This window comes from Acinetobacter sp. AR_0276 (genome assembly GCF_003000705.1).
In the GTDB taxonomy this organism is placed as follows: Bacteria; Pseudomonadota; Gammaproteobacteria; order Pseudomonadales; family Moraxellaceae; genus Acinetobacter; species Acinetobacter nosocomialis.
This window is the reverse complement of record NZ_PSQO01000004.1, coordinates 2,118,249-2,141,909: the sequence shown is the minus strand read 5'-3', so window position 1 is coordinate 2,141,909 and position 23,661 is coordinate 2,118,249. Positions and strand designations below refer to the sequence as shown.

At 39.3% G+C, this 23,661-nt stretch carries 22 protein-coding genes, 5 tRNA genes, 1 pseudogene and 1 riboswitch; of the genes and pseudogenes, 3 read left to right on the top strand and 25 right to left on the bottom strand.

The window, feature by feature from the left end; translation table 11 throughout:
* Positions 1-4 precede the first annotated feature (4 nt).
* The 21 genes from secE to CSB87_RS10985 all read right to left on the bottom strand — a co-directional run bounded on the left by secE (position 5) and on the right by CSB87_RS10985 (position 16,532).
* Entirely contained in the window at positions 5-445 is a 441-nt protein-coding gene (secE, locus tag CSB87_RS11085) for a preprotein translocase subunit SecE (RefSeq protein WP_002157045.1), read from the bottom strand.
* Positions 446-520: 75 nt separating this feature from the next.
* A tRNA-Trp gene (locus CSB87_RS11080) sits at positions 521-596 on the bottom strand.
* 60 nt (positions 597-656) lie between these two features.
* Positions 657-1,847: an elongation factor Tu gene (gene tuf, locus CSB87_RS11075; RefSeq protein ID WP_002157016.1), complete on the bottom strand. Its 1,191-nt coding sequence runs from the start codon at positions 1,845-1,847 to the stop codon at positions 657-659.
* 159 nt (positions 1,848-2,006) lie between these two features.
* A tRNA-Thr gene (locus tag CSB87_RS11070) sits at positions 2,007-2,081 on the bottom strand.
* 13 nt (positions 2,082-2,094) lie between these two features.
* Positions 2,095-2,170, bottom strand: a tRNA-Gly gene (locus tag CSB87_RS11065).
* A 36-nt stretch (positions 2,171-2,206) separates the two neighbouring features.
* Positions 2,207-2,290 (bottom strand) — tRNA-Tyr (locus CSB87_RS11060).
* A gap of 56 nt (positions 2,291-2,346) precedes the next feature.
* Positions 2,347-2,422: transfer RNA gene (locus CSB87_RS11055), tRNA-Thr, on the bottom strand.
* A gap of 98 nt (positions 2,423-2,520) precedes the next feature.
* A complete protein-coding gene (gene trpE / locus CSB87_RS11050; RefSeq protein WP_031952251.1) occupies positions 2,521-4,014 on the bottom strand; it encodes an anthranilate synthase component I in 1,494 nt (497 codons plus the stop codon).
* A 108-nt stretch (positions 4,015-4,122) separates the two neighbouring features.
* Positions 4,123-4,791 (bottom strand): phosphoglycolate phosphatase, encoded by a 669-nt coding sequence (locus tag CSB87_RS11045; protein ID WP_031952249.1) that lies wholly within the window; start codon positions 4,789-4,791, stop codon positions 4,123-4,125.
* Between the two features lie 65 nt (positions 4,792-4,856).
* Positions 4,857-5,486, bottom strand: a complete 630-nt coding sequence (locus CSB87_RS11040; protein WP_031952247.1) for an FHA domain-containing protein — start codon at positions 5,484-5,486, stop codon at positions 4,857-4,859.
* Between the two features lie 40 nt (positions 5,487-5,526).
* A complete protein-coding gene (gene gspD, locus CSB87_RS11035; protein ID WP_031952246.1) occupies positions 5,527-7,803 on the bottom strand; it encodes a type II secretion system secretin GspD in 2,277 nt (758 codons plus the stop codon).
* A gap of 41 nt (positions 7,804-7,844) precedes the next feature.
* On the bottom strand, positions 7,845-8,684 hold the full coding sequence (locus tag CSB87_RS11030) for a type II secretion system protein N (RefSeq protein WP_031952243.1): 840 nt from the start codon (positions 8,682-8,684) through the stop codon (positions 7,845-7,847).
* Complete coding sequence (gene gspN, locus CSB87_RS11025; RefSeq protein ID WP_004710896.1) at positions 8,684-9,427, bottom strand: type II secretion system protein N; 744 nt, start codon at positions 9,425-9,427, stop codon at positions 8,684-8,686. The genes CSB87_RS11030 and gspN overlap by 1 nt, the downstream gene beginning before the upstream one ends.
* A gap of 355 nt (positions 9,428-9,782) precedes the next feature.
* Positions 9,783-10,109 (bottom strand): H-NS family nucleoid-associated regulatory protein, encoded by a 327-nt coding sequence (locus tag CSB87_RS11020; RefSeq protein WP_002053185.1) that lies wholly within the window; start codon positions 10,107-10,109, stop codon positions 9,783-9,785.
* A 194-nt stretch (positions 10,110-10,303) separates the two neighbouring features.
* Positions 10,304-10,744 carry an acyl-CoA thioesterase gene (locus CSB87_RS11015; RefSeq protein ID WP_004710900.1) on the bottom strand — a complete coding sequence of 147 codons (441 nt, stop codon included), beginning with the start codon at positions 10,742-10,744 and terminating at the stop codon, positions 10,304-10,306.
* A gap of 7 nt (positions 10,745-10,751) precedes the next feature.
* The gene (locus tag CSB87_RS11010) at positions 10,752-11,945 is read right to left on the bottom strand and encodes a hypothetical protein (RefSeq protein ID WP_031952241.1); all 1,194 of its coding nucleotides are present in this window, start codon (positions 11,943-11,945) and stop codon (positions 10,752-10,754) included.
* 9 nt (positions 11,946-11,954) lie between these two features.
* Positions 11,955-12,794: a hypothetical protein gene (locus tag CSB87_RS11005; protein ID WP_031952239.1), complete on the bottom strand. Its 840-nt coding sequence runs from the start codon at positions 12,792-12,794 to the stop codon at positions 11,955-11,957.
* Between the two features lie 8 nt (positions 12,795-12,802).
* Positions 12,803-13,570, bottom strand: coding sequence for a uroporphyrinogen-III synthase (locus tag CSB87_RS11000; RefSeq protein ID WP_031952237.1), 768 nt, complete (start codon positions 13,568-13,570; stop codon positions 12,803-12,805).
* Positions 13,571-13,574: 4 nt separating this feature from the next.
* The gene (gene hemC / locus CSB87_RS10995) at positions 13,575-14,492 is read right to left on the bottom strand and encodes a hydroxymethylbilane synthase (RefSeq protein ID WP_031951281.1); all 918 of its coding nucleotides are present in this window, start codon (positions 14,490-14,492) and stop codon (positions 13,575-13,577) included.
* 99 nt (positions 14,493-14,591) lie between these two features.
* Positions 14,592-15,332, bottom strand: a complete 741-nt coding sequence (locus CSB87_RS10990) for a LytR/AlgR family response regulator transcription factor (protein WP_004710910.1) — start codon at positions 15,330-15,332, stop codon at positions 14,592-14,594.
* A 60-nt stretch (positions 15,333-15,392) separates the two neighbouring features.
* Entirely contained in the window at positions 15,393-16,532 is a 1,140-nt protein-coding gene (locus CSB87_RS10985; protein WP_006581160.1) for a sensor histidine kinase, read from the bottom strand.
* Here CSB87_RS10985 and argH point away from each other — a divergent pair.
* A complete protein-coding gene (gene argH, locus CSB87_RS10980; RefSeq protein ID WP_006581161.1) occupies positions 16,523-17,956 on the top strand; it encodes an argininosuccinate lyase in 1,434 nt (477 codons plus the stop codon). The two genes, CSB87_RS10985 and argH, sit on opposite strands and share 10 nt — an antisense overlap.
* A 9-nt stretch (positions 17,957-17,965) precedes the next feature.
* A complete protein-coding gene (locus CSB87_RS10975) occupies positions 17,966-18,235 on the top strand; it encodes an oxidative damage protection protein (RefSeq protein ID WP_002053140.1) in 270 nt (89 codons plus the stop codon).
* A 312-nt stretch (positions 18,236-18,547) separates the two neighbouring features.
* On the opposite strand, the gene phoU is transcribed toward CSB87_RS10975, so the two are convergent.
* The 4 genes and pseudogenes from phoU to CSB87_RS10955 all read right to left on the bottom strand — a co-directional run bounded on the left by phoU (position 18,548) and on the right by CSB87_RS10955 (position 22,283).
* Positions 18,548-19,270: a phosphate signaling complex protein PhoU gene (gene phoU, locus CSB87_RS10970; RefSeq protein WP_000075183.1), complete on the bottom strand. Its 723-nt coding sequence runs from the start codon at positions 19,268-19,270 to the stop codon at positions 18,548-18,550.
* A 108-nt stretch (positions 19,271-19,378) separates the two neighbouring features.
* Complete coding sequence (locus CSB87_RS10965; protein ID WP_079377773.1) at positions 19,379-20,710, bottom strand: TolC family outer membrane protein; 1,332 nt, start codon at positions 20,708-20,710, stop codon at positions 19,379-19,381.
* A gap of 94 nt (positions 20,711-20,804) precedes the next feature.
* Positions 20,805-21,710, bottom strand: coding sequence for a DMT family transporter (locus tag CSB87_RS10960; protein ID WP_031952232.1), 906 nt, complete (start codon positions 21,708-21,710; stop codon positions 20,805-20,807).
* A pseudogene (locus tag CSB87_RS10955) lies at positions 21,703-22,283 on the bottom strand (TetR/AcrR family transcriptional regulator). Before CSB87_RS10955 ends, CSB87_RS10960 begins: the two are co-directional and overlap by 8 nt.
* A 110-nt stretch (positions 22,284-22,393) precedes the next feature.
* On the opposite strand from CSB87_RS10955, the gene CSB87_RS10950 reads away from it, so the two are divergent.
* Entirely contained in the window at positions 22,394-23,476 is a 1,083-nt protein-coding gene (locus CSB87_RS10950) for a hypothetical protein (protein ID WP_212752010.1), read from the top strand.
* Positions 23,477-23,510: 34 nt separating this feature from the next.
* Positions 23,511-23,645: riboswitch (TPP riboswitch) on the top strand.
* Positions 23,646-23,661 lie beyond the last annotated feature (16 nt).

Here is a 23,661-nt window from a genome sequence, read left to right as displayed (position 1 = left end):
TCTTTTACCCGATAATCAACTTAATTAACCAACCCAAACCATAGTCAAAGCACCATAACACTAACGATGCAACAACTACAACCAATAGAACCTGCCACGATGTAGTGACTGTTTCTTGTTTTGTTGGCCAAGTTACTCGACGCAATTCGACTCGTGCATCTTTCAGCAAACGAACGAAGCCTTTACCTTGATGGGTGGCGTATAATAAACCTAAAGCCACAACGATACAAGCAAAAATTACCCCAACGCGCACCCATACATTATTTGCAGGGGCCCAATACGCTGGTAAATGCTGATTCACCATGGTAGCCGAGAGCAATAATGCAATTGCTATCACCCATAGAACGATATCTAAAGGCGAACCAGTACGAACAACTTCAGCAGAATTATTTCTTTGAGGAATTGGCGCGTCGCTCAATGCGTCACGCGATTTATCATTCGACATTTTTGTACTCGTCGTAGAACTCGCGACTTATTATATGAACAACTAAGCCAGCATCAAGCTTTTTATTTCAAAATATGGCAGGTCAGGAGGGACTCGAACCCCCAACATTCGGTTTTGGAGACCGACGCTCTACCAATTGAACTACTGACCTATAAAGCAAGTTGAGAGCCAAAGCTCTCAACTTGAGACGTAATACGTCACTATATTATGCTTATGCAGTTACTTTCGCAACAACACCAGCACCTACAGTACGACCACCTTCACGGATCGCAAAACGTAGACCTGGGTCCATTGCGATTGGGTGGATTAATTCTACTGACATTTCAACGTTGTCACCTGGCATTACCATTTCAACGCCTTCTTTCAACTGGATCGCACCAGTTACGTCAGTTGTACGGAAGTAGAACTGTGGACGGTAACCATTTAAGAATGGAGTGTGACGACCACCTTCTTCTTTAGAAAGTACATATACTTCTGCGTCGAATTTAGTGTGCGGCTTGATTGTACCTGGTTTAGCAAGTACTTGACCACGTTGTACGTCTTCACGCTTAGTACCACGAAGTAATACACCACAGTTCTCGCCTGCACGGCCTTCGTCAAGAAGTTTACGGAACATTTCTACGCCAGTTACAGTTGTTTTAACTGTATCTTTAATACCAACGATCTCTACTTCTTCACCAACTTTAACGATACCAGATTCTACACGGCCTGTTACTACTGTACCACGACCAGAAATTGAGAATACGTCTTCGATTGGCATTAAGAATGCTTTGTCGATAGCACGTTCTGGTTCTGGGATGTAAGAGTCAAGAGCTGCTACAAGAGCAAGAACTGATTCTTCACCGTAAGGACCTGCTTCACCGTTAAGAGCAGCAAGAGCTGAACCACGGATTACTGGAGTGTCATCACCTGGGAAGTCGTAAGTAGAAAGAAGTTCACGAACTTCCATTTCTACTAATTCAAGTAATTCTTCGTCGTCAACAAGGTCGCATTTGTTTAAGAATACGATGATGTAAGGTACACCAACCTGACGAGAAAGAAGGATGTGTTCACGAGTTTGTGGCATTGGACCGTCAGTCGCAGCACATACAAGGATCGCGCCGTCCATCTGAGCAGCACCAGTGATCATGTTTTTAACGTAATCGGCGTGGCCCGGGCAGTCAACGTGTGCGTAGTGACGAATTGGAGAATCGTATTCTACGTGTGAAGTATTAATTGTAATACCACGTGCTTTTTCTTCAGGTGCTGAGTCGATTTGCGAGTAATCTTTCGCTTCACCGCCGTAAGTTTTTGCACAAATAGTTGCAATCGCAGCAGTTAAAGTTGTTTTACCATGGTCAACGTGACCGATTGTACCCACGTTTACGTGTGGTTTATTACGTTCAAACTTGGCTTTAGCCATGATGATCTTCCTCGTTTACGTCGAACCAACTACAAATGGCGCTGAACTAACTCAGCTTATCGACATATCGCCTAAAAAACAGACACCCAATACTTGAAAAGCAGACTATATAGTCTGCTTTCTGAAAACTTTGTGGAAATCCACTCAAACTTTAATATCTGGAGCTCTTATCGAGATTTGAACTCGAGACCTCTCCCTTACCAAGGGAGTGCTCTACCACTGAGCTATAAGAGCGACTATCCTTCGATGGAGCGGGAGACGAGGATCGAACTCGCGACATGCAGCTTGGAAGGCTGCCGCTCTACCAACTGAGCTACTCCCGCAACGTTGGTAATAACCACTTCATTCGAAGTTTAGGATGGTGGTGAGAGAAGGATTCGAACCTTCGAAGCTTTCGCAACAGAGTTACAGTCTGCCCCCTTTGGCCGCTCGGGAATCTCACCAATATCGCACTTATCTACAGTGCTGTTCTTTACTCATTCAACTTAACACTTTAAAATGGTGCCGGCACACGGATTCGAACTGTGGACCTACTGATTACAAGTCAGTTGCTCTACCAACTGAGCTATGCCGGCGTTTCTTAGTGTTTCGTACGTTTCGTATCGGAACGGTGTGCAGTTTAGCAAAACTTCCAAACGATGCAAGCGGTTTTTTAAAAAAAACCGCTAAAAACTCATAAAATCAATCCGTTTGATGATAATTCAACCGCTTTGATCACTGCGCGAGCTTTTATTTGGGTTTCATTCCACTCAGATTCTGGATTTGAGTCAGCAACAAGCCCTGCTCCAGCTTGCACATACACTTTTTTATCACGGATAACACAAGTACGGATTGCAATCGACATATCCATTTCACCATGCCAACCTAAATATCCCACTGCTCCACCAAAGACACCTCGTTTTACGGGCTCTACTTCATCAATAATTTCCATTGCGCGTATTTTTGGGGCACCGGATAAGGTTCCTGCCGGGAAGGTTGCCTTAAATACATCAAGTGCATCGATATCATCACGCACTTCGCCTTGTACATTTGAAACAATATGCATGACATGTGAATAGCGCTCAATCACCATTTGATCCGTTACTTGGACCTTACCTATTTTTGATACGCGTCCCACATCATTTCGACCAAGATCAATCAACATTAAATGTTCAGCAATCTCTTTTTCGTCAGAAAGCAAATCTTTTTCCAGAGCAATATCTTCTTCTTTAGTTTTACCGCGTGGTCTGGTTCCCGCTAAAGGCCGAACTGTAGCAATGCCATTTTCTAAACGAGATAAAATTTCTGGTGAAGAACCAACAATATGAAATGGTTTCTTATCAGTAATCGTTTGCCCTTGAACTAAAAATAGATAAGGCGAAGGATTTAAATGACGTAATGCACGGTAAACCTGTAAAGCTTCACCATCAAAATCAGAAACCATGCGCTGCCCTGGAACAACTTGCATCACATCACCAGCACGGATGTATTCTTTAACTTTTTCTACTGTCTCTAAAAATTTTGCTTTACCAGTGATTGATTCAAAATGTGGAGGTGTATGCGGCTTCGCTTGCAAACTAACTGGTGTTGCCAACAGTTGTTCTAATTGATCTAATTTTTGCTGTGCATCAGCATAGGCATTACTCTGCTCTGCATCCGCATGAACAATTAAAAATAACGTATCTTTAAGATTGTCAAAAACGATAACTGTTTTTGAAAGCATCAACCACAAATCTGGAAGCGTAATTGGATCGGCTGTAGGAACATTCTTTAAACGTGGCTCGATATAGCGGACTGCATCATAACCCAAATAACCTACTAATCCGCCAGTAAAGGTTGGCAAATCCGGTAAGAGCTCGGCTGGAGGTACTTTAAATTGTTTTTGGAATTCACGAATGTATTGGAACGGATCTAGACAATCTTGTTGTGTAATTGACCCATCAGCATGCTGTATAGATAAAACACCAGCATTGCAGGAAAAAACTGTCGATTCCCCCAATCCGATCATAGAGTAGCGCGCCCAATTCTCTCCACCCTCAACCGACTCAAATAAGTAAGCTTGTGTTTGGTCTTTAAAGCGGGCAAAAACTGATAATGGGGTTTCTGTATCTGCCAAGCGTTGGCGATAAACTGGAATAGTGTTGTAGCCAGCAGCCTTAAGTTGCTCAAATTGCGCTAATGTTGTCATGAATCATCTCTAATATGGTTTCGATTTAAAAGTGTGTTTTTCTAGATTCGATTTAGACACGCCATCGAAAAACCATACGCTTATTCATTCTTATCTCCATTTTCTTCATTAGACAATTAACTCAGCAAGACTATCAACAACTTGCTGAGGTTGGCAATCATAGATATTTTCTCCATGATTATAGCCATAGCTAACCACAATACAATCAATTCCGGCACGGCGTGCAGCTTCAATATCATTACTTGAGTCACCAATCATTAACGATTGTGAAGCAGATGTTTTTAGGCTTTCCATGCAATGTAATAATGGCAGTGGGTGTGGTTTTCTTTCAGGTAAGCTATCTCCTCCAAGTACAACTTGGAAATAAGGAGAAAGCTCTAATGCATCTAGTAACCCTTGAGCAAGTTTGACAGGCTTATTGGTCACACATGCCATTTTAATATTCAAAGTTTGGCAATGTCTTAAAAATTCAGGTACGCCTGGGTAAATTTGAGTATTTACACACAGCTCTGCACCATATATGTCTATAAACTTTTGCAATAAAACCTGATGTTGTTCAGCATCCAATTTTCCAAATATATGAAGCAGAACACTTTCACAAAGTTTTGAAGCCCCTTTGCCTACCCATTCCCGTATTTGTGCTTCTGTTACTAATGGCCAACAGAGTGATTGCAGACTTAAGTTCATAGACCGATATAAATCGGCAGCAGAGTCGACCAAGGTTCCATCTAGGTCAAATAAAATTAAATCGCGCTTACTTAGTTGTGCAACAGACATTTTCTTCTACTCAAAATTAAAAAGGCATGCGTTTAGCATGCCTTGATTGTAAAAGCACCAACAAATTATTTAAAGAATAACCATGCCAATACAGCCAAAATCACTAAAATAATAATAGTAATTAAACCAATAGATGCATTCTTTTGCTGCTCTTTTTCTTCAGCTACACGAGAAACAGGTTCTTCAATAGCAACCGGAGTTTGCTCAGGCTGAGCATGAATATTCACTCCTTCAGGAATCGGTGCAGGTTTTGGAATAGAAATATTCTGCGGCATACCATCGTGGCGAACTTCCACCTCTGCAGCACGCTCTGCAAGGCTTGGCATGCCTTGATCACTTAAATCTTGTGCCGGTGCAGCTTGTACTGGCTCTGCTTCAATTTCAGGTAAATCATTATTTTCTTGAGCAGGCGCTAGTACTGAAAATTTAAAACTTGCAAATTGAACAATATCGCCATCATGCAGCTGCTTTTCTTGCTCAATACGAATATCGTTTACAAATGTACCATTTGATGAATTAAGGTCTTGCACCCATAACAATTGGTCCTTTAAAAGCAATGCCGCATGGCGACGCGAAATTTCAGCGGCCTGTAATAGCAAATCAGCATCTTGATGACGTCCCACCAACATCTCACGATCAATACTAATTTCTTGACCAGTAAATTCACCAGTAATTGCTTGCAGTTTCCAAGTCATGCCTATGTCCTATTCATTTTTTATCAATCATAACATGCTACTACGGTGCCGTGCTTGGACGCAGTGTCGTTGTTGTTACTGTATTTTTAGTTCGATTCACTTCCGGATCAGGTAACTGCAAGGTCTGTTTCTGAACAGCAGGCTCTACCGCCACAGGTGTGGTTATGGTCGTGCTTTTTCCACCTGATGGAACCTGTTGATAATTTTTGGATTGAGTTCCAATACTTGGAGGTGTCATTTTTTGATTGTAAACATCATCAACCTGCTCAGGTAATTTTGCAAAATTACCATTTTTATCCATAGCCAATTGCAAGCTATAAAGCTGATTATAGCGCTGCTGAGATAAACGGCGAACATCATTCGCATCGCCTACAATTGTTGGATGAATAAAGACAAGTAGATTACGTTTTACATTACTTCTATTATCCGATCGGAATAATCGCCCAACATAAGGGATACTACTCAATCCTGGTATACCTTGTCTTGAAAGTGATGTGTCATCTGATACCAAACCACCCAGCACTACAGTCTGCCCATGTTCGGCCAAAACAGCTGTTTTAATAGCACGTTTACTTGTCACCAAGTCAGCAGCTTGCCCACGACTATCCTGAACAGCAGAGACCTCTTGCTCTACTTCCAGACGCACTGTACCGCCTTCACCAATATGTGGAATAACTTTTAATGTTACACCGACGTCTTTGCGTTCCACAGTAGTGTATGGATTAATACCCGTACTATTGGTAGTGACTGATCCTGTGACAAATGGAACGTTTTGACCTACAACAATATAAGCTTCTTCATTATCCATCGTTACAATGGATGGCGTTGAAAGTAAGTTTGATTTTGTATTGGTTTTGAGAGCTTGAATTAATGCACCATACGCCTTACGAGAGTTATCAAAATTACCCAATCCTAAAGTTGCACCATTACCTTTATTAGCTCCATTAGCGATAGCAGATGCAGCTCCAGCCGTACCACCCGATAAATAACCAGCAGCAATAGAAGATAAACTCGCCCCTACATTACTAAAGCTAAGTAAACCAATTCCACTAGATAAATCGCCGAGCGCCCATTGAATTCCAAGTTGATCTGCATCATCTCCAGAGACTTCAATAATTGCGGCTTCGATGAGCACTTGTTGACGACGGACATCTAGTTGTTGAATTGCAGATTCAATTTCACGCATTAATTGGGGATCAGCTTTAACCACTAATGAGTTCTGAGCATTATCTGCAATAATACTTACACCATTTTGGTTAAAGCTGGTGATATTGTTCTGATTACTATTGTTTGAATTACCATTTAGATTGATTGATGGGGTAGATATTGAACTACCATTTGAACCCGACGTGTTTGAAGTAGAGTTTTGGTTATTCCCAATCAAACCATTAATCGAATTTGATGAATTAGATGAGTTCTTATTGTTGCCAGAAGAAGATACTGCTTGACCAGTGACTAGTCCTTGTAAAATTTCTGATAAATTTTTAGCACTTGCATATTTTAATCTAAAAACTTTTAAGCCACCCAAACGATCAGCAGAAGGCACATCCAGCATTTCAATCATGTGGCGAATGCGCTTACGTGTTTCTGGATCACCTTTTACTAAAATACGGTTTGTCCGGTTGTCTGCAATAATACGAATACGAGCACCGCTAAAATCTTTAGATGCACCTGTTGCGCTCATTGCTTCAAGTTGTGTGATGATTTCTTCTGCTTGGCTCGATTGAAGATTGATCGCTTCAATATCGTTTTGCCCAGTCCCGTCTAAGTTACGGATAATATTTTCAAGCTGATAGATATTTGCTGCACGGTCCGAAACAATCAGTGCATTGGTTCCTGCAATCGCAGCCATATGCGCAAACTGAGGCATTAAAGGGCGAAGTGCTGGAATTAAGTCATTTGGATTAGTATTTTCAAGCCAAATCACTCGTGTAACGATTTGATCCCCACGAACCCTATTTCTAGCATCATAAGGAATTCCTGAGTTTTTAACGTTGCTATCCGGCACAAGCTTAATCGTATTACCAGAAGGAATTGCAACAACCCCATTTACATTTAAAACCCCAAGAAATAGGTCATAAACTTCATCTTTATTTAATGGCTTATTAGAAATAACCGTGACATTACCACGTACTCTTGGATCTACAGCGAAGTTCTTTCCTGTAATGTCTGCAACTTCATTAATAAAGGCAGTTAAGTCAGCATCACGTAAATTGATCTTCCATGTTTGGGCATAGGCACTGCTACTCACTGTCGCAATCAATGGGGCTGCTGCAAGTAATGCCCAAAGTGGACGTTGATGATTCAATAAAGCCATAACTCGCGATATTTCCTAACTCTTATGGTGACGTGTTATCACTAAAAATTTTGTTGTATGGTCATCACTTGATCACCACGTTTTATTTCTATTTTTACTTGCCCTGCTCGACGAGCTTGTTCAAGTAATTGCACATCCGCTTGCCCTTGCCCAACCGTTTGACCATTTAAAGAGACAATTCGATCGCCAGGTCTTAAACCTAACTTATTTCTAAGCGCAGTCGGTGTACGTTCTGTAACTTCATAACCTTCACTTGAGTTGCCACTGACCCCCATATCTTTGAGGTACTGCTCTCGGTTACCTTGCATCTGCTGAATCGCTTGCCCTAGGGCTTGTTGAGTCGTATTTACAGGTGCCGCAGGTTGAGAAGGTGTAGTAGGTTGTTGTTGTGAAGCATCTGGCGTCATCGGTTGATATAAACCATTTGGCAAACCTTTAAACTCAAGTTCGCGGGTACTGCCATTTCCTTGACGTAACACCACATGATCCCAATAAACTTCTGCCAGTTGATAAGAAGTAGAACCAATGGTTTCACCAACCCGATAACGCTCAGCAATATTATCAACTTTAATAACAGCCGAAGAGAAGCGGTTTGGATAACCCACCATTACGCCTTGTAATTCTAGATTCACACTTTCCTGAGCCGCATTGGCAGAAGGTTCATTAAAAAGTGAAAAAGTACTAATGTTTGGTATTTGTGCCTGCTGAGAACCGAGCTCTACCCGATCAAACTGCATCATTTGTGGAGGAGCAATCACCAACCAAAAAAATGAAGCCAATTTCCAACACAACCATAAAATTAAAATGGCTAAGACGACTACACTAAGTCGATCTAGCTTTTGCCATTGTAATTGCTGTAATTTATCAAGCCATGCTTTCATTAGTTACCACCTTGTAGTAATGGTTGGCGAGAACTAATGACAAAAGTGTCTAAACCAGCTTTTCCGTCATAAGATGGAACGTTAAGCAATAAACGCTGCGTGAGTTGAACATCAAGCATCATATTGGCATCAAGTAAAAGATTCGCCATTTTTTGATTTCGCTGATCACGGATGTCAACTTGTAGCTGTCCATTGTGGTCAGCCAACTGCCCACTTAAAGAAGGCATGTTCATACGATCTTGACGATCACCAATATTATAAACTAGCGCTCCACCACCCCAATGCAACTGTCCATCAACCGCTGCAAAGCCTTGCTCTTTTTTATAATTAAATTGGATATCTTTAAGTTGAATACTATTTACAGGCCATTGCCAGTTCACAATCTGCTTCAGTGTTTCTGGAGCAACTTGACCATTCATATTTCGTACAATTACTTTTTTGCCAAAACCATATGCCATGATTCCCGCTAATTGTGTATTACCGCTATGAATATCAACATCTGCAGCAAAGCGTAATAAAAGTAAATCTAGAGGTCTCGTTTTCCAGTGAATGGTTCCCCGTAAAGCACCACGATGCCAGTCTGCTTGCCCCTGCCAGATGTTGCCACTTACATTATGGACAGTTTGATTATTTTTTGAAAATTTAGAGATAAGCCAAGTCGCCGGAATCTGTAAAATAATAAAAATTAAAAATGCAATGAGGGCAAAAAACCACCACTTCCATTGCTTAGACTTTTTCTTCATTCAGCCTTACCAACATGCAAATTATCGTCCTTATATGAGAGTTCCTCTCTAGTCTGACATTATGCATACTTTTTCAACATCGCCAATTCACTTCATATAAAAAAACCAAGCAATCAGGCTTGGCGTCTTCTTAAAGACTATAAGTTGTACGTATGACAAAATCATGAAAATTGACGATTGATCTCACTAAATGCAAATTTAGTCTCAACAATGTATTTATTCAGGAATTTAAACACTTTATTGAATACTTTATTTTTTAAATAAAAGTTTTAATTCTTTTTAAAATAAAAGTTTTAATTCTTTTTAAAATAAAAAAGCCAAGCTAAATCGCTTGGCTTTTTAAGAAGCAATACAATTAGATTAAGAAATCTTCAAGTTTTGCACCCTTTTCGATTTCAGCAACTAACCAGCGTGGTTGTTTACCGCGACCAGTCCAAGTCTCTTCAGAGTTGTTTTTGTTACGGTAGCGTGGCTCTACAGATTTACGTGTTGTTTTCTTACGTTTTTGAGCACCAAACTCAAGAAGTTGTTCAACACTAAAACCTACATTTTCAGCAATCTCGATAATTTGATTATATGCATCTTCAATTGCTTGATCTTTTTTGCTTGCAATTAAAGCTTCTGCTTCTTCTTGTAAGCGTTTTAACTCTTCAACAGATAATTCACTAATATCCGGTTTCATTAATAAATACTCCAGTCTTACAGACAATTCAAATAATACAGACAAAATTTAAAAACATTAAATCATAACCAATAGTATTTATAATCTATTCAATAAGCAATAGTTTGAAAGACGAGTTCGTCAGAATAATGCTATAAATTTACTTTTTAATTACATTAATAATTATAATTGAAATATATTTTCTTAATATTTATTTAAGCTAAATGTATTAAGTCATGTCCTACTGATTTTTCTAATTCAATAATTTTACTTTTTACTTCATTTGGTATTTCACATTTTAAACCTGTAGATTTATCTACACAAACCATTACTGCTTCAGCTGTAGCAACGATTTGCTGCTGCGTTTCACTCCATAATATATAAGCCATACGGAATGCGCTATTGCGCATCTCTTCTACACGAACCCCTACTTTCAATACATCTGGATAAAACACAGGTTTTAAATATTTGCACTGACTTGAAGCAACAACAGTATATATATTTGGGGTCAATATATTTACATTTTCCATATATAAAATACGTGAGCTTTCAATATATCTATAATATTGTACATTATTGACATGACCAAAAGCATCCATATCTCCCCATGCTACTTTCTGGTCGTATATTACAGGGTAGACAGACAGTTCTTTCATTTTTACCTCATATTTTAAATTTTAAAAAATTCGCATCATTTTCAAAGATTAGGTTTAACTGTTTGATTAACTCATCATCTTCTTTTAAGGTTGATTTAATACGTAAATAGCTCATTAAAATATTATCTGGGTATAAACTTAATAATATTTCTGCTTCAGCTTGACGCTCCGTTGCCTTGTAAACATGCCATTTTGCAAATGTTAAAACCGGCAAATTCATATATTGAGATTCGAATTGATTAATCTTTTCCTCAACATCTGCATAGTCAGGAACCTGCTTAAGCAATTGTTGCTGAAACCATAAGTAAAATACGTCTGGATCAAATTGCTCTTTGAGTAAATGCAAGGTTAATGCTTCATGCTGAATACTCATTTCTGGCATACGTGCCAAAAGTTTTAGCCATAGCAATTTACTACTATAAGGTCTGGTTTGAATTTCAGACTCTAAATCTAAATAGCGCTGTTGCAGTGCATGTAAATCGTCTACCGAAGCTTGATCGAATTGTTGAAGAAGCTGTTGCAACCATAAATCACGATGCTCAGCATCCAATAATCCATACTTCATTGAACGCAAATATACCCATGGTTGCTGTAAAGCAAGCTCCCCCCATAACGCAGTTAATCGTTGTTGATATGCAGTCTCGATCTCTTCAAGCCAAGGTGATAATTGATGTTGATATAGAAACTCAAGATGAGTTAATGCACGTTCAGCTTCATTTTGAGCTAGAAATATTTCAATACGCTGCAACTCGGCTAATTCAAAAGCCATTGGTGGGGATTGATCTAAAGCATCTAATGCTTTTTGATAATCTCCACTTAAAACTAAAAACTTGGCATCAATAATATTTTTTAAAAGGCCCGACTGAGTAAAAACGCGTTCGATAAATACCCGTTGGTCTTCGGCCGCCTCTAATAGCCAGACAATACCTAATTGCTCATAAGGATGAAGATTTTTAAATTGAAAAATATTTTCTCTTTTCCTCTGTTCACGCGAGGAATAACGTTTAATCCAAAGCCATATTAACTGAGCAATAAAACTCATCACAACAAAGGTAAGGACTAAGCCCCACACATTTGTTTGCAGTTGCAATTGACGCCAGTAGATATAGACGTAACCCATGCCGTAGCCATAACTCAATAAAGCTAAAGCCGCAAAAAGTACTAAGCTAATGAGCAGGTAAACCCATAGGAGATGTTTCATATGTCCTCCTTATGAGCCTAATAGACCAAGAGTTGATAATTTAGGCACAGGCACGATAGATAAGTGAGCCACTTTAGCAATACGGTTTTTCAATTGTTGACTGGTGGCGTCTGGTAGTTCATTTAGTTTTTGCATTACTGATTGCAGCTCATTTTGGTACTCTGCCATCTTTCCTTGATTTAATGCCTGCTCAGCAATTAAGAGTCTTAATTGCACTTCTTTAAATACAACACTTCGATTCATTAAATTAATAGACGGCGTTTCTATTTTTTCGATACGGAACCATTTTTTCCACCAAGACACTGCCTCGGATTGATCCATTTCAAGTTTAGGTTGAGCTAATGCTTGTTGAATATTCTTATCAATAGTTTGCAGTAAGTCATCAATCAATTGATGACGCTGATTTTGAGCAATTACGTATTGCTGTATTGCCTGTTTATCCTGTTCAATCGCCTGATTTAAACTGTGTTGTAATGCCGGGGCAATTTCATATTGAGGCAAGGATTGTTGTAGCTGAGTTAAATGATCTACCGCATAAATAAACTGTTGTTGATCTATCGCAAACTGAATTAAATCTAATTTTTGCTTAATGACTACCGTTGGCGTAATACCAGTATGAATGATTTCATGATTTGTTAAAGGTGCTATTTGAACGTCACTACTCGACTGAGTCTGTGTTTGTCTTTTTAATGCCACCAATTGATCATTTAAATTGGCATACTGCTGCTCCGATTGCAGTAAGCTCTGCTGAAGCTCAGGAACAGTACGAGAAATTTGCCATATATCGTAACTGAGCTTAGCCAACCAAGCGATGCTCAGCAAAATGATGATAGAAACAAGTTTTCTCATACGAATCCTTATAATGCCTGAATGTGATGAATCATCCCCGAAGGCGATAAATTTTCAAGTTGAATAATGTGAAAATAGGCCTGTTGTTGATCGCGATATTTTTTAACAAGTTGAAAAAGACGTGGCCCTAAAACCAAATATACACAATCAGGTTGTACATTATTTTTTAAACAAAGCTCTAACCAATATTTCCAGCTTGCCTCACTGGTAATTAAGACAAGCCATTTTTCTAAATTATAATTTGAATTTTGTGTTAGATGTTTGAACTTTGAATATGAAACTTCTGGGCACTGTCGATGATATAAGACAAAATTCAAAATCTGAATGCCTTGCTGCTGCAAAGTTTCCATCATAAATTGACGGCCACCTTCACCTCTCCAAAAAGCCACACTACCCGTCTGTCGCATATTATGAAGAATAGGAAGATTGAGCATTCCTTCAGACGTTTCAACATCTGGAACATGTGCTTCAACTCCATATTCATAAAGACGATGTGCCGTTGCCTGTCCGACCGCAATCCACTGAATATGTTTTAAGTCGTCTAGCTTTAAACCACTTTGTGTTAAATACTGCATCCCCACATCAACAGCAGTGGGGCTCACAACTACAATCGCTTGTGCGCCAGATAACTGCTGATAGAGTTGAGCGAGTGATTCTAAAAAAGGTTCAGCAACCAGCTCTAAAAGAGGTAAAGACTCGACCTGAAACCCCTTATTTTGCAAAGCTTGAGTTAATTCAGCCGCACGTGAATCAGGTCGAGTATTAATAAACAGCATAACGTTAGTAAAGGGCCTTTAATAAATCGCCAGCACCTTGTTCAAGTAAGTTTCGAGCAAGGTTTTCACCTAATTGCTGAGCATTGTGTGCTTCATCTGTGAGTTCAGCACGCAGTAATGTTTGCCCATCAGGACTTCCGACGCGACCTTCAATATGAATTTTGCCATCTTGTAAGGTTGCATAGCCCGCAATCGGTACCTGACAACCACCTTCAAGATAGGCATTAAAAGCACGCTCAGCACGCACACAAACATCAGTCTCTGTATGTAAAAGAGGTTGTATTAAAGCCAATACGTCTTGATCATCTGCACGACATTCTAAACCAAGAGCGCCCTGCCCAACCGCAGGCAAACTTACACTTGGCTCGATACAGTGACGAATGCGTTCTTCTAATCCTAAACGTTTTAAACCAGCACTCGCCAAAATAATCGCATCGTATTGACCATCATCTAACTTACTTAGGCGAGTTCCAACATTTCCACGTAAATCAATAATTTGTAGATCTGGACGTTGTTTTAAAATTTGTGATTTACGACGTAAACTTGAGGTGCCAACTTTTGCTCCTTGCGGCAAATCAGCAAATTTTTCAAATTGATTCGAAACAAAAGCATCTAAAGGATCTTCACGTTCGCAAATGACCGCTAAAGTTAAACCTTCCGGTAATGCCATCGGAACATCTTTCATTGAATGTACAGCAAGGTCGGCACGACCATCTAAAAGTGCTGCTTCCAACTCTTTAACGAACAACCCTTTACCACCAATTTTTGCTAAAGGTGTATCTAAAATTTTATCGCCCTGCGTGACAAACTTAACCAACTCCACCGTTAAATCTGGGTGAAGCTCCTGTAAACGGGCACGAATATGTTCTGCCTGCCAAAGAGCAAGTGGGCTTTGTCGTGTAGCAATTTTCAAGGTTTTCATAAATTCAAGCATGGGCTGGTCAAACAATACACCCTAAACTTAACTTGATCCCTTAAAATTGCAAGTAAAATCTCACTGACAAAATAGGATGCTGACTCGTTAAAGTTGGTGTATTCGCTCTCTAAGGGTAGATAAATGACGGCGGCTTACAGAAAGTCTTTCATCCAAGCCACGTAATCGAACCTGATACTGACCTGAACTCACAAGCTCTAAACCATCTAAATAAGCAATTGAGACCAAAGCATTTCGATGAATACGAATAAACTGATCTGCAAATTCAGTTTCAAGTTCTTTTAGCGTTTCATCAATCAAGACACTGCCATTTTTATGTCGTACCGTGACATATTTCTGATCTGCCAAAAAATAATAGATATTTTCAACAGGAATCAGCTCAACACCGCGATAAGTTTTAGCAGCAATTTGATGTCTTTGCGTTTTTAAATCCTGCAAAAGCGTAGGATTAGGTAAGGCACTGAGCTGCGCTTGAGTAAGTTGAGTTAATTGCTTAAAAACCTGCTCAAGTTCTTGAGGGTCAATCGGTTTAAGAAGATAAGCTTGCGCCTGTGATTTAAATGCTTCTAGAGCATGTTGATCATAGGCTGTGCAAAATACGATAGCAGGTCGAGGATTAAGCTGACTTAATTGCTCCGCACAGACGAGACCATTCATACCCGGCATTTGGATATCAAGTAAAATCACATCCGGTTGATGAAGCCGTGCCTGTTCCAAGGCATCTTGGCCATGATGAGCTGTTGCGACAACATCATGTCCCATCTTTGAAACTAAACGTGATAATCGTTCCACTGCAAGTGGCTCGTCATCACAAATTAGCACCTTCATTCATCCTCCTTGTCACCGTTAACTTGGTCCATTTTTTTATGGTTAACTCTGACTGACTTATTATTTTGATTGGTAGTGATAGCTCATAATAGTGGTATATAAAGTTTCACCCTTATACACCTGGAACCTAACAGAGTTCCCATAATACGCTTTCAAGCGCTGCTTAACATTTTCAAGAGCGATTCCATGCCCTTTCCGTGATTTTATTGTATCGTCTGTATAAGGGTTGGTAATGACTATACTGACCTGATTTTGCAATATTTCAACCAATACCCCAATGGTTGCTTTACCTATCATTGGTTCGACCCCATGAAAAATACTATTCTCTAACAAAGGTTGTAATGTCAATAAAGGAATCGTGACCTGCTTTAATTGCAAAGGTTCAATTTCCATTTTCCAGTCAACTTGTAAACGCTCACCTAAACGTATTTGTTCAATTATTAAATATTGTTTACTAAGCTCAATTTCTTCATACAAGCTTACCAATTTTAATTCTTGAAAACTCGCTCTAAATAAACGTGACAGACTAATCAGCATACTTTCTGCTTTATCTGGGTCTATCGTAATTAAACTCACCACATTATTTAAACTATTAAATAAAAAATGAGGATGAATACGTGCTTGCATAGCCTGAATACGAGCATTTAATTCTGCATATTGTTGATGCAACCATTGTTCCCGAACATATAAATAGCGCAAACAAAATGCGCCAAGTAATATTCCATAACTTAAATATAATGGGACATGAGTAAAATAAATACTCCAGTCCTGTCCTGTAGCAGACATCCTTTTCAAAATTCCGAATTGAAAAAAATTAGTTATGATGGTGGTCGCCACCACAATCGCTTGCAACAAGACAAAACCAATGGCCAAAGCATATTTTTGCTGAAGCTGACTAAAAAAATTTTGAAAATATTCAACTAAAGCAAAAAAAGACAAAATCACCCAGTTAATAAAAATCATATATTGTAAAAAGCGTGACCCACTTAATGCGTGCCAAGACTGCGCTTCCGCCAAGGCCAGAACCAATGCCAAAACATTACTTGCAATAATTAATTCTAATAAGTGTTGCCAACGATCAATTTTCGTAAAAAAATAGGAGGAATTTTGATTTCGATATGCTGTAGAAAACAACTTTGTTTGTTGAGCTTCGGCAAGTGATATACTCTTTTTTATTTTACTGAGCCACCATGACCACATCTTCAAATCCCCCTAATTCAGCAGCCCCAAACCAAACCTCAGGTATGTGGGGTGGTCGTTTTTCTGAAGCGACAGACGCTTTTGTAGCAGAATTTACTGCCTCTGTTCAGTTTGACCAACGTTTTTATAAGCAAGACATCGCTGGTTCTATTGCGCATGCTACCATGCTTGCGAAAGTTGGCGTACTGACAGAAGCAGAACGAGACGACATTATTGAAGGTTTAAGCACCATTCGCGCAGAAATTGAAGCTGGAAACTTTGAATGGCGTATCGATCTTGAAGATGTTCACATGAACATTGAATCACGTTTGACTCAACGTATCGGCATTACAGGTAAAAAATTACACACTGGTCGTAGTCGTAATGACCAAGTTGCAACGGATATCCGTCTTTATCTTCGCGACGAAATTGATGATATTTTAGGCTTATTAGAGCGTTTACAAAAAGGTTTGTTGGGCTTGGCTGCCAAAAATGTAAACACCATTATGCCTGGCTTCACTCATTTGCAAACAGCTCAACCAGTAACTTTCGGCCATCACTTATTGGCATGGTTTGAAATGTTGGTTCGTGACACTGAGCGTCTTCAAGACTGCCGTAAACGTGTAAACCGTATGCCACTTGGTTCTGCGGCGCTTGCTGGTACAACTTACCCGATTGACCGTGCTTACACAGCAGAATTACTCGGTTTCGAAGCTGTATCTGAAAACTCACTCGATGCTGTATCTGACCGTGATTTTGCCATCGAATTTAATGCAGCAGCATCTTTAATCATGATGCACTTATCACGTATGTCTGAAGAACTTATTCTTTGGACTTCTGCACAGTTTAAATTTGTGAATATTCCTGATCGCTTCTGTACTGGTTCTTCAATCATGCCACAGAAGAAAAACCCTGATGTTCCAGAACTCATCCGTGGTAAATCTGGCCGTGTGTTTGGTGATTTAATTAGCTTACTTACGCTCATGAAGGGTCAGCCATTGGCGTACAACAAAGACAACCAAGAAGATAAAGAACCTTTATTTGATGCAATCGATACGGTTCGTGGTTCACTCATGGCATTTGCAGACATGATTCCTGCATTGGTTCCAAATATTGAAATCATGCGTGAAGCTGCACTTCGTGGGTTCTCGACTGCCACAGACCTTGCTGACTACTTAGTGAAAAAAGGCGTTGCGTTCCGTGATGCGCATGAAATTGTGGGTAAAGCTGTTGCATTAGGTGTGGCTGAAGAAAAAGATTTATCTGAACTCACACTTGAGCAATTACAACAATTCTCTGACCTAATTACAGCAGATGTATTTGATAAAGCTTTGACACTAGAAGCTTCGGTAAATGCACGTGATCATATTGGCGGAACTTCACCAAAACAGGTTGAAGCTGCGATTGCCCGTGCCCATAAACGTCTAGAACAGTTATACGCTTAAGGATACAAAATGAGTCGACAAGTATTTTGCCGTAAATATCAAAAGGAAATGGAAGGATTAGACTTTGCTCCGTTTCCGGGTGCTAAAGGCCAAGAATTTTTTGAAAATGTTTCTAAGCAAGCATGGCAAGAATGGCTACAACACCAAACTACGCTAATTAATGAAAAGCGTTTAAACGTGTTTGATCCAGAAGCGAAAAAATTCCTTGAAGAACAACGTGAGAAGTTCTTCAATAATGATGAAAGCGTTGAAAAAGCAGAAGGTTGGAAGCCAGAATAATTCGTTTTTTCTAAGCTCATCATCATTAAAAAGGCAGGTCTATATACATAGACCTGCCTTTTTTTACGTGAAACTTACACAAACATATAAAGCCTTACATAGAGCGCACAGGACTCTACATGACATAAATTCAATGAAACCTTATTATGAATCCATAGCAAGTGAGACACGATCCCTGTCGTGTTTTCTCTTAATGCACTTGATTTTCTGTCCTGAACTTCCCCCCAAAGTTCGGGACATTTTTTTATGTATTATTTTTAGTTATAAAAAAGCCTTGTTTGAAACAAGGCTTTTATTTTCTCAATTAAAGCATTATTTTTCGTGGACTTTTGCTTCAATTTCTTCAATTTTGGTATGACGAGCATCAAAGCCTTTCGCCATATAAATCACTTGTTCAGCAATGTTACGCGCATGGTCGCCAATACGCTCTAAAGAACGCAAAACCCACATCACGTTAATTACGCGAGCAATATGACGCGGATCTTCAATCATATAAGTCATTAAAGTACGCGTTGCTGATTGATATTCACGGTCAATGTCAGCGTCTGCTAAAAGTACACGTAATGCCTGATCTGCATCTAGACGTGCAAAAGCATCTAGAGCATCGTGAATCATGACACGCACTTGGTTACCAATATGACGAGTTTCCATGTAACCACGAGGTGATCCACCCTCTTCACAGAGGTTCTGTGCAATACGAGCAATTTTTGCAGCTTCATCCCCAATACGCTCAAGGTCAGTATTGGCTTTGCTCATCGCAATCACCATACGCAAGTCAATCGCTGCTGGATGGCGACGCGCCAAAATCAGTGTCAGACCTTCATCAATATCACGCTCATATTGATTGACTGCATTATCTTTAAATTGAACATCAATTGCTAAGTTTGCATCTGTATCAAGCAAAGAATGAATTGCATTGGCAACCTGTTGTTCGACCAAGCCACCCATGGTCATAAACTTTGTGTTCACATCTTGCAAATCTTCATTAAATTGAGAAGAAATATGATGGCTTAACACCGGATTACTCGGACTCAAGGGAAGCCTCCAACATGATGGCGCAGGGATAAAATGATTGAGCATTAAAACACATCAATCATTAAATTTTTATGACAAAATTAAATTTCAGATAAAAGCATTTTTTTATTACTGATACGTTAACCAGCTGTTTAATTCAACTAGATCTTTTTCTCCTAGCTGACCTACAGCCGCTTTTAAACGTAATACATTTAATAAATAGTCATACTGAGCATTAAGATAATCCTGTTTTGCTGAAAAAGCATTACGCTGTGCTAATAAAACATCGACCATACTTTTTAAGCCCTCGTTATAACTTGCTTTTGAGGCTTGAGAGACAAGTGAAGAAGAGTCCATTGCCGCCTTTCTTGCTTCAAGTTTTGCACGGTCGGTATCTACCTGCATAAAAGCGCTTTTTACATCAACATTGGCTCGGCGAATGGCCGCATCGAGCTGGGATTGCGCTTTATTTAACTCTATAGTGGCTTTTTTAATAGAGGTTCGTGTTTGACCTCCATTAAATAAATTCCAGTTCATCTCTACGCCAACCTGATCAAACTTTCCATCAGTCGAAATCAGTGTTTCTGGTGTTTGTTTGGTATAGCCATAACTCGCCACAGCATCTATTTGTGGATAAAGTGCAGCTTTTTCCACACGGCGTTGGTCTTCAGCATATCGCTTTTGTAAACGGGCTAGCTGAATCTTTAGATTTTGTTGTTGGGCTAAGCCAATCCAGTCATCAAGTTGAGCTGGATAAGGCTTTTGAAAAGTAAAATCACTTCGCAGTACTGCAAGCTTATCTTGATAAGGGCCAATATATTCAGAGAGCTGTTCTTGAGCTAAAAGAAGCTGAACATTAGTTGCAATACGGTTGGCTCTTGCATTTTGATATTGGGCATTTGCCTCACTTACATCACTACGTGCCACCAAACCTTCTTTAAGCTTGGCATTCATCATATTGAGTTGTTCAAGTAAAGCCTTTTCTTCTTGTAAATATGCAGCGGTAAGTGCCTGCTGACGCAGTACATTAAAATAGGCTTCTGCCACATTTAAAACATGATCTTGTTTTTGCAGGCGTAAAGTAATTTCACTAAGTGCAACCGAGGTTTTAACCTGTTTATAACCTTCCCATGCATCCATACGAAAAAGAGGCTGACGAGCAGATAAAGTTGCTTGTTTGGTTGTTGATGTATTACTTACCAAAGCATCGGACAGTCCCTCTTGATCAACACCGGGAAAGTTTGAACGCTTTACGGTTTGGCTATTACGATTAATCTTTCCAGATAATGTGACTGTAGGTAATAAAGCACCAGTTGCTAAGCCTAAATTGAGCTGATCTGCTTCAAATTGTTGTTGATTCGCTTGCCACGTCGGATCATTTTGCTTTGCGCGCTCATAAGTTTCAACTAAATCTAAAGCAAAACTCGGCGATGCAAAACTCCATAAACTCGCCACAAGCATTAATTTTATTTTCATTGTCTAAATCAACGATAAAACTTGGCTTTAAGACTAAGAAAAATTTGATTTAAACTCAAGCCAGTAAAAGTTTTCATTTTTATGTATTTTCAGGCTTTGATAACATCAAAATACAAATGAAAATCAAAAGCATGCCTAGCCAGCCCACCCATGATACATGTTCACCGACCAACACTATCGCAAAAATCGCAGCAACTAAAGGCTCAGATAAAGTTAACGTAGTCGCTTTGCTCGCATTTACAGTCTTTAGCCCAAAGCCGAAAAGTAAATAACCGAGGAACATAGGAATTAGCATCATATAGCCAGCCACAAGTAAATTTGTTGAGCTCTCTAATAAACCGCCCCCTGTAAGCAACAAAGTAGGAAGTAAAATAACTGCTCCGCCACCCATAATCATGCCCATTGCAGCTTTAGCAGCAATACCTCGGTCTATTAATCTTTTTGCAGCCCATGAATAAAGCGAATAAGTTGTAGCAGCAACAAGCCCCAGAAAAATACCGAAGAACTTATCCCATTCATTTGTAATATCTTGTGCTGTGTGGCTTTCACCCATAGATAATAAACTTACTCCCACAACACCAAACACGAAACTCAGGAACCATGTTTTAGATAAAACTTTACGGTCAAAGAATCGCTCTAAAACTGCTGCAATGAGTGGAGCCGAACCAATTGAAACCACAGTACCAATCGTAATTCCGGCATAATGCATGGATGAATAAAAAGCTAAGGGATATATCCCAACTGCTGCAATGCCCAAAAGAATAATAGGAATATTACGCCCAATAAATTGCCGGTTTTCTCGTATAGCTCGTGATGCAACCAGAGCTTGTAAAAAGCCTCCACCGCCCATCGCTACAGCACCAATTGCCAGTGGTCCAAGTGTTGGGGCAAATGCTGCCGCAGTTCCTGTTGTCCCCCACAAAATAGAGGCAACTAAAATTGCAATTGTGCCACCATAACTACTATTTTTAATAAGGCTAATCATGTTGGCATTCTCGATCTAAAATATCTTCTGCCATTTGCCTCGCTAATTGAAGTTGACGGCTACTACCTTCTAGACCAGCTCTTGCCATCGACCCTTCTAATAAAAAAGAAAGTTGTGAGGCGATATAGCTAATACGCTGTGAGTCTGGTATTAATTTTTTTAAATGCTCAGCAACAATAGCCTCAACTTCTTCTTTATGCCTTCTTACCGAACTTCGTCCTGCACTATTTGCAGGAAACTCAGCAGCAGCATTTAAAAGTCCACATCCCCTAAAACCCTTTTCATAAGCAAACTCGGCATGATCTTGATAGGCATCAAATACGGCCAAAATAGCTTCTTTAGCTGTTTTTGTTTTTTCTAAACGGTTTTGATAAAGGTCTAACCACTCTTGATGTCGTGCAGCAATGTAGGCATCAACAAGATCTCTTTTGAAGAAAAATTATTGTAAAGCGACATCTTGGCTACATCTGCTTTAGCCGTAACCGAGTTAATGCCAGTTGCAGTAATACCATCGTTATAAAATAGTGTGGCTGCTGCATCGAGAATTTTCTGTCTTGCTGTTTTATCATTCATGGTATTAAATTAAGTAGACCGACCTACCTAATAATAAAGATTTCTAACAGTGATGCAATCTTTTTAAGCGTTATAATTTGAGCAATATTAATTTTGATAAAAATATAAAGATGAAAAAAATTCTAATGATGAGTATGTGCAGTGCACTACTTTTAGCTGGATGTAGTAAAACATCAGAGCAAGATCAGGCTGTATCTAAAGAGCAAAAATCAACTGCACAAAAGTCCACCGAACAGCGAGACAGTAGCTGCTTACAAATTATGGCTGCTATGCAGAAAATTAATCAAAACAGTAAAATAGAAGACCTAAATCAAATTAATGAAAAACTTAAAACCTGTGTTCCCTCTTTAAAAAATAATGAACAGCTTAAGCTAATTGAAGCATCGACGGCTATGTATCAGCGTTTTCTAAAACAAGAACATAATGAAAAAACAGCAAAAGCGTTTGAAGCTTTTGGATATGCCATTTTAGAACAAGAACCATTAGATGCTAAAAAAACAATGAAAACCAAGAAAAAGTTATTCGATCAACTCGGTACTCGTGATCAATATCTGATTCAACACGAGGGCCAAGCCTATATTGAGCTACTCTATCAAGGTGAGGGCATGTTTACTTATCGCCGTCAGCCGAACTATTTAGTTGATGTTTTTGCTAAAGCCCTACCCGCTGACCAAAAAGAGTTCTTAACTCGCATGGCAAAAGACAATAAAGACATTTTCTATGACGATGGTGCGTTGGCTATCTCATGGAAAGAGCTTACTGAGCGTGCATTATTTTGGGAAAAATTTATTCAAAAATATCCAAAGAGTTATTTTATTAGTGATGCAAAATTATTATTTAATGAGTACCGATATTTTATTTTCTTTGGGCTAGATAATACGCCTGTATCCGATGAGTTTGCTCCAAACACATGGATTGATAAAGATGCTCTACAACAAATTCGTTTCTTATCTACACAAAAACAATCCAGCTTAGCAAAACCCGCTCAACAATTTCTGAAGTTTATTGCCACTCCTGTGGATGAGCGTAATAAACAATTCAAGACAGATTTAATTGATGAAAATGGACAAAAAAAATCAACTTACCAGATTGTGCATGAACAGCTTGAGCAATTATTAGAATTAGAGTCACCGTGGAATACCCAAAGTTATCGTGACTGCCACATGGATGCAGTTTGTATAGATACAAATTGACAATGCCAGCCAACCTAAAACATGTTAGTCTTTAAATCGCTTGACGGAGCGCGAGTAATAGCTCGCTGAGATTGTGTAAATTCCGTGTTATCGCAACACAAGTTTGATCACAAGTACCGTTGAACCTGATCAGGTTAAGACCTGCGTAGGAATCAAGCCATCTGAAAACTTAAAGCCCTCAATTT

What these genes read in the sequence shown, in the direction of transcription:
- secE (WP_002157045.1), bottom strand. Translation starts at nt 445, where the DNA reads ATGTCGAATGATAAATCGCGTGACGCATTGAGCGACGCGCCAATTCCT.
- tuf (WP_002157016.1), bottom strand. Translation starts at nt 1,847, where the DNA reads ATGGCTAAAGCCAAGTTTGAACGTAATAAACCACACGTAAACGTGGGT.
- trpE (WP_031952251.1), bottom strand. Translation starts at nt 4,014, where the DNA reads ATGACAACATTAGCGCAATTTGAGCAACTTAAGGCTGCTGGCTACAAC.
- CSB87_RS11045 (WP_031952249.1), bottom strand. Translation starts at nt 4,791, where the DNA reads ATGTCTGTTGCACAACTAAGTAAGCGCGATTTAATTTTATTTGACCTA.
- CSB87_RS11040 (WP_031952247.1), bottom strand. Translation starts at nt 5,486, where the DNA reads ATGACTTGGAAACTGCAAGCAATTACTGGTGAATTTACTGGTCAAGAA.
- gspD (WP_031952246.1), bottom strand. Translation starts at nt 7,803, where the DNA reads ATGGCTTTATTGAATCATCAACGTCCACTTTGGGCATTACTTGCAGCA.
- CSB87_RS11030 (WP_031952243.1), bottom strand. Translation starts at nt 8,684, where the DNA reads ATGAAAGCATGGCTTGATAAATTACAGCAATTACAATGGCAAAAGCTA.
- gspN (WP_004710896.1), bottom strand. Translation starts at nt 9,427, where the DNA reads ATGAAGAAAAAGTCTAAGCAATGGAAGTGGTGGTTTTTTGCCCTCATT.
- CSB87_RS11020 (WP_002053185.1), bottom strand. Translation starts at nt 10,109, where the DNA reads ATGAAACCGGATATTAGTGAATTATCTGTTGAAGAGTTAAAACGCTTA.
- CSB87_RS11015 (WP_004710900.1), bottom strand. Translation starts at nt 10,744, where the DNA reads ATGAAAGAACTGTCTGTCTACCCTGTAATATACGACCAGAAAGTAGCA.
- CSB87_RS11010 (WP_031952241.1), bottom strand. Translation starts at nt 11,945, where the DNA reads ATGAAACATCTCCTATGGGTTTACCTGCTCATTAGCTTAGTACTTTTT.
- CSB87_RS11005 (WP_031952239.1), bottom strand. Translation starts at nt 12,794, where the DNA reads ATGAGAAAACTTGTTTCTATCATCATTTTGCTGAGCATCGCTTGGTTG.
- CSB87_RS11000 (WP_031952237.1), bottom strand. Translation starts at nt 13,570, where the DNA reads ATGCTGTTTATTAATACTCGACCTGATTCACGTGCGGCTGAATTAACT.
- hemC (WP_031951281.1), bottom strand. Translation starts at nt 14,492, where the DNA reads ATGAAAACCTTGAAAATTGCTACACGACAAAGCCCACTTGCTCTTTGG.
- CSB87_RS10990 (WP_004710910.1), bottom strand. Translation starts at nt 15,332, where the DNA reads ATGAAGGTGCTAATTTGTGATGACGAGCCACTTGCAGTGGAACGATTA.
- argH (WP_006581161.1), top strand. Translation starts at nt 16,523, where the DNA reads ATGACCACATCTTCAAATCCCCCTAATTCAGCAGCCCCAAACCAAACC.
- CSB87_RS10985 (WP_006581160.1), bottom strand. Translation starts at nt 16,532, where the DNA reads ATGTGGTCATGGTGGCTCAGTAAAATAAAAAAGAGTATATCACTTGCC.
- CSB87_RS10975 (WP_002053140.1), top strand. Translation starts at nt 17,966, where the DNA reads ATGAGTCGACAAGTATTTTGCCGTAAATATCAAAAGGAAATGGAAGGA.
- CSB87_RS10965 (WP_079377773.1), bottom strand. Translation starts at nt 20,710, where the DNA reads ATGCTTGTGGCGAGTTTATGGAGTTTTGCATCGCCGAGTTTTGCTTTA.
- CSB87_RS10960 (WP_031952232.1), bottom strand. Translation starts at nt 21,710, where the DNA reads ATGATTAGCCTTATTAAAAATAGTAGTTATGGTGGCACAATTGCAATT.
- CSB87_RS10950 (WP_212752010.1), top strand. Translation starts at nt 22,394, where the DNA reads ATGAAAAAAATTCTAATGATGAGTATGTGCAGTGCACTACTTTTAGCT.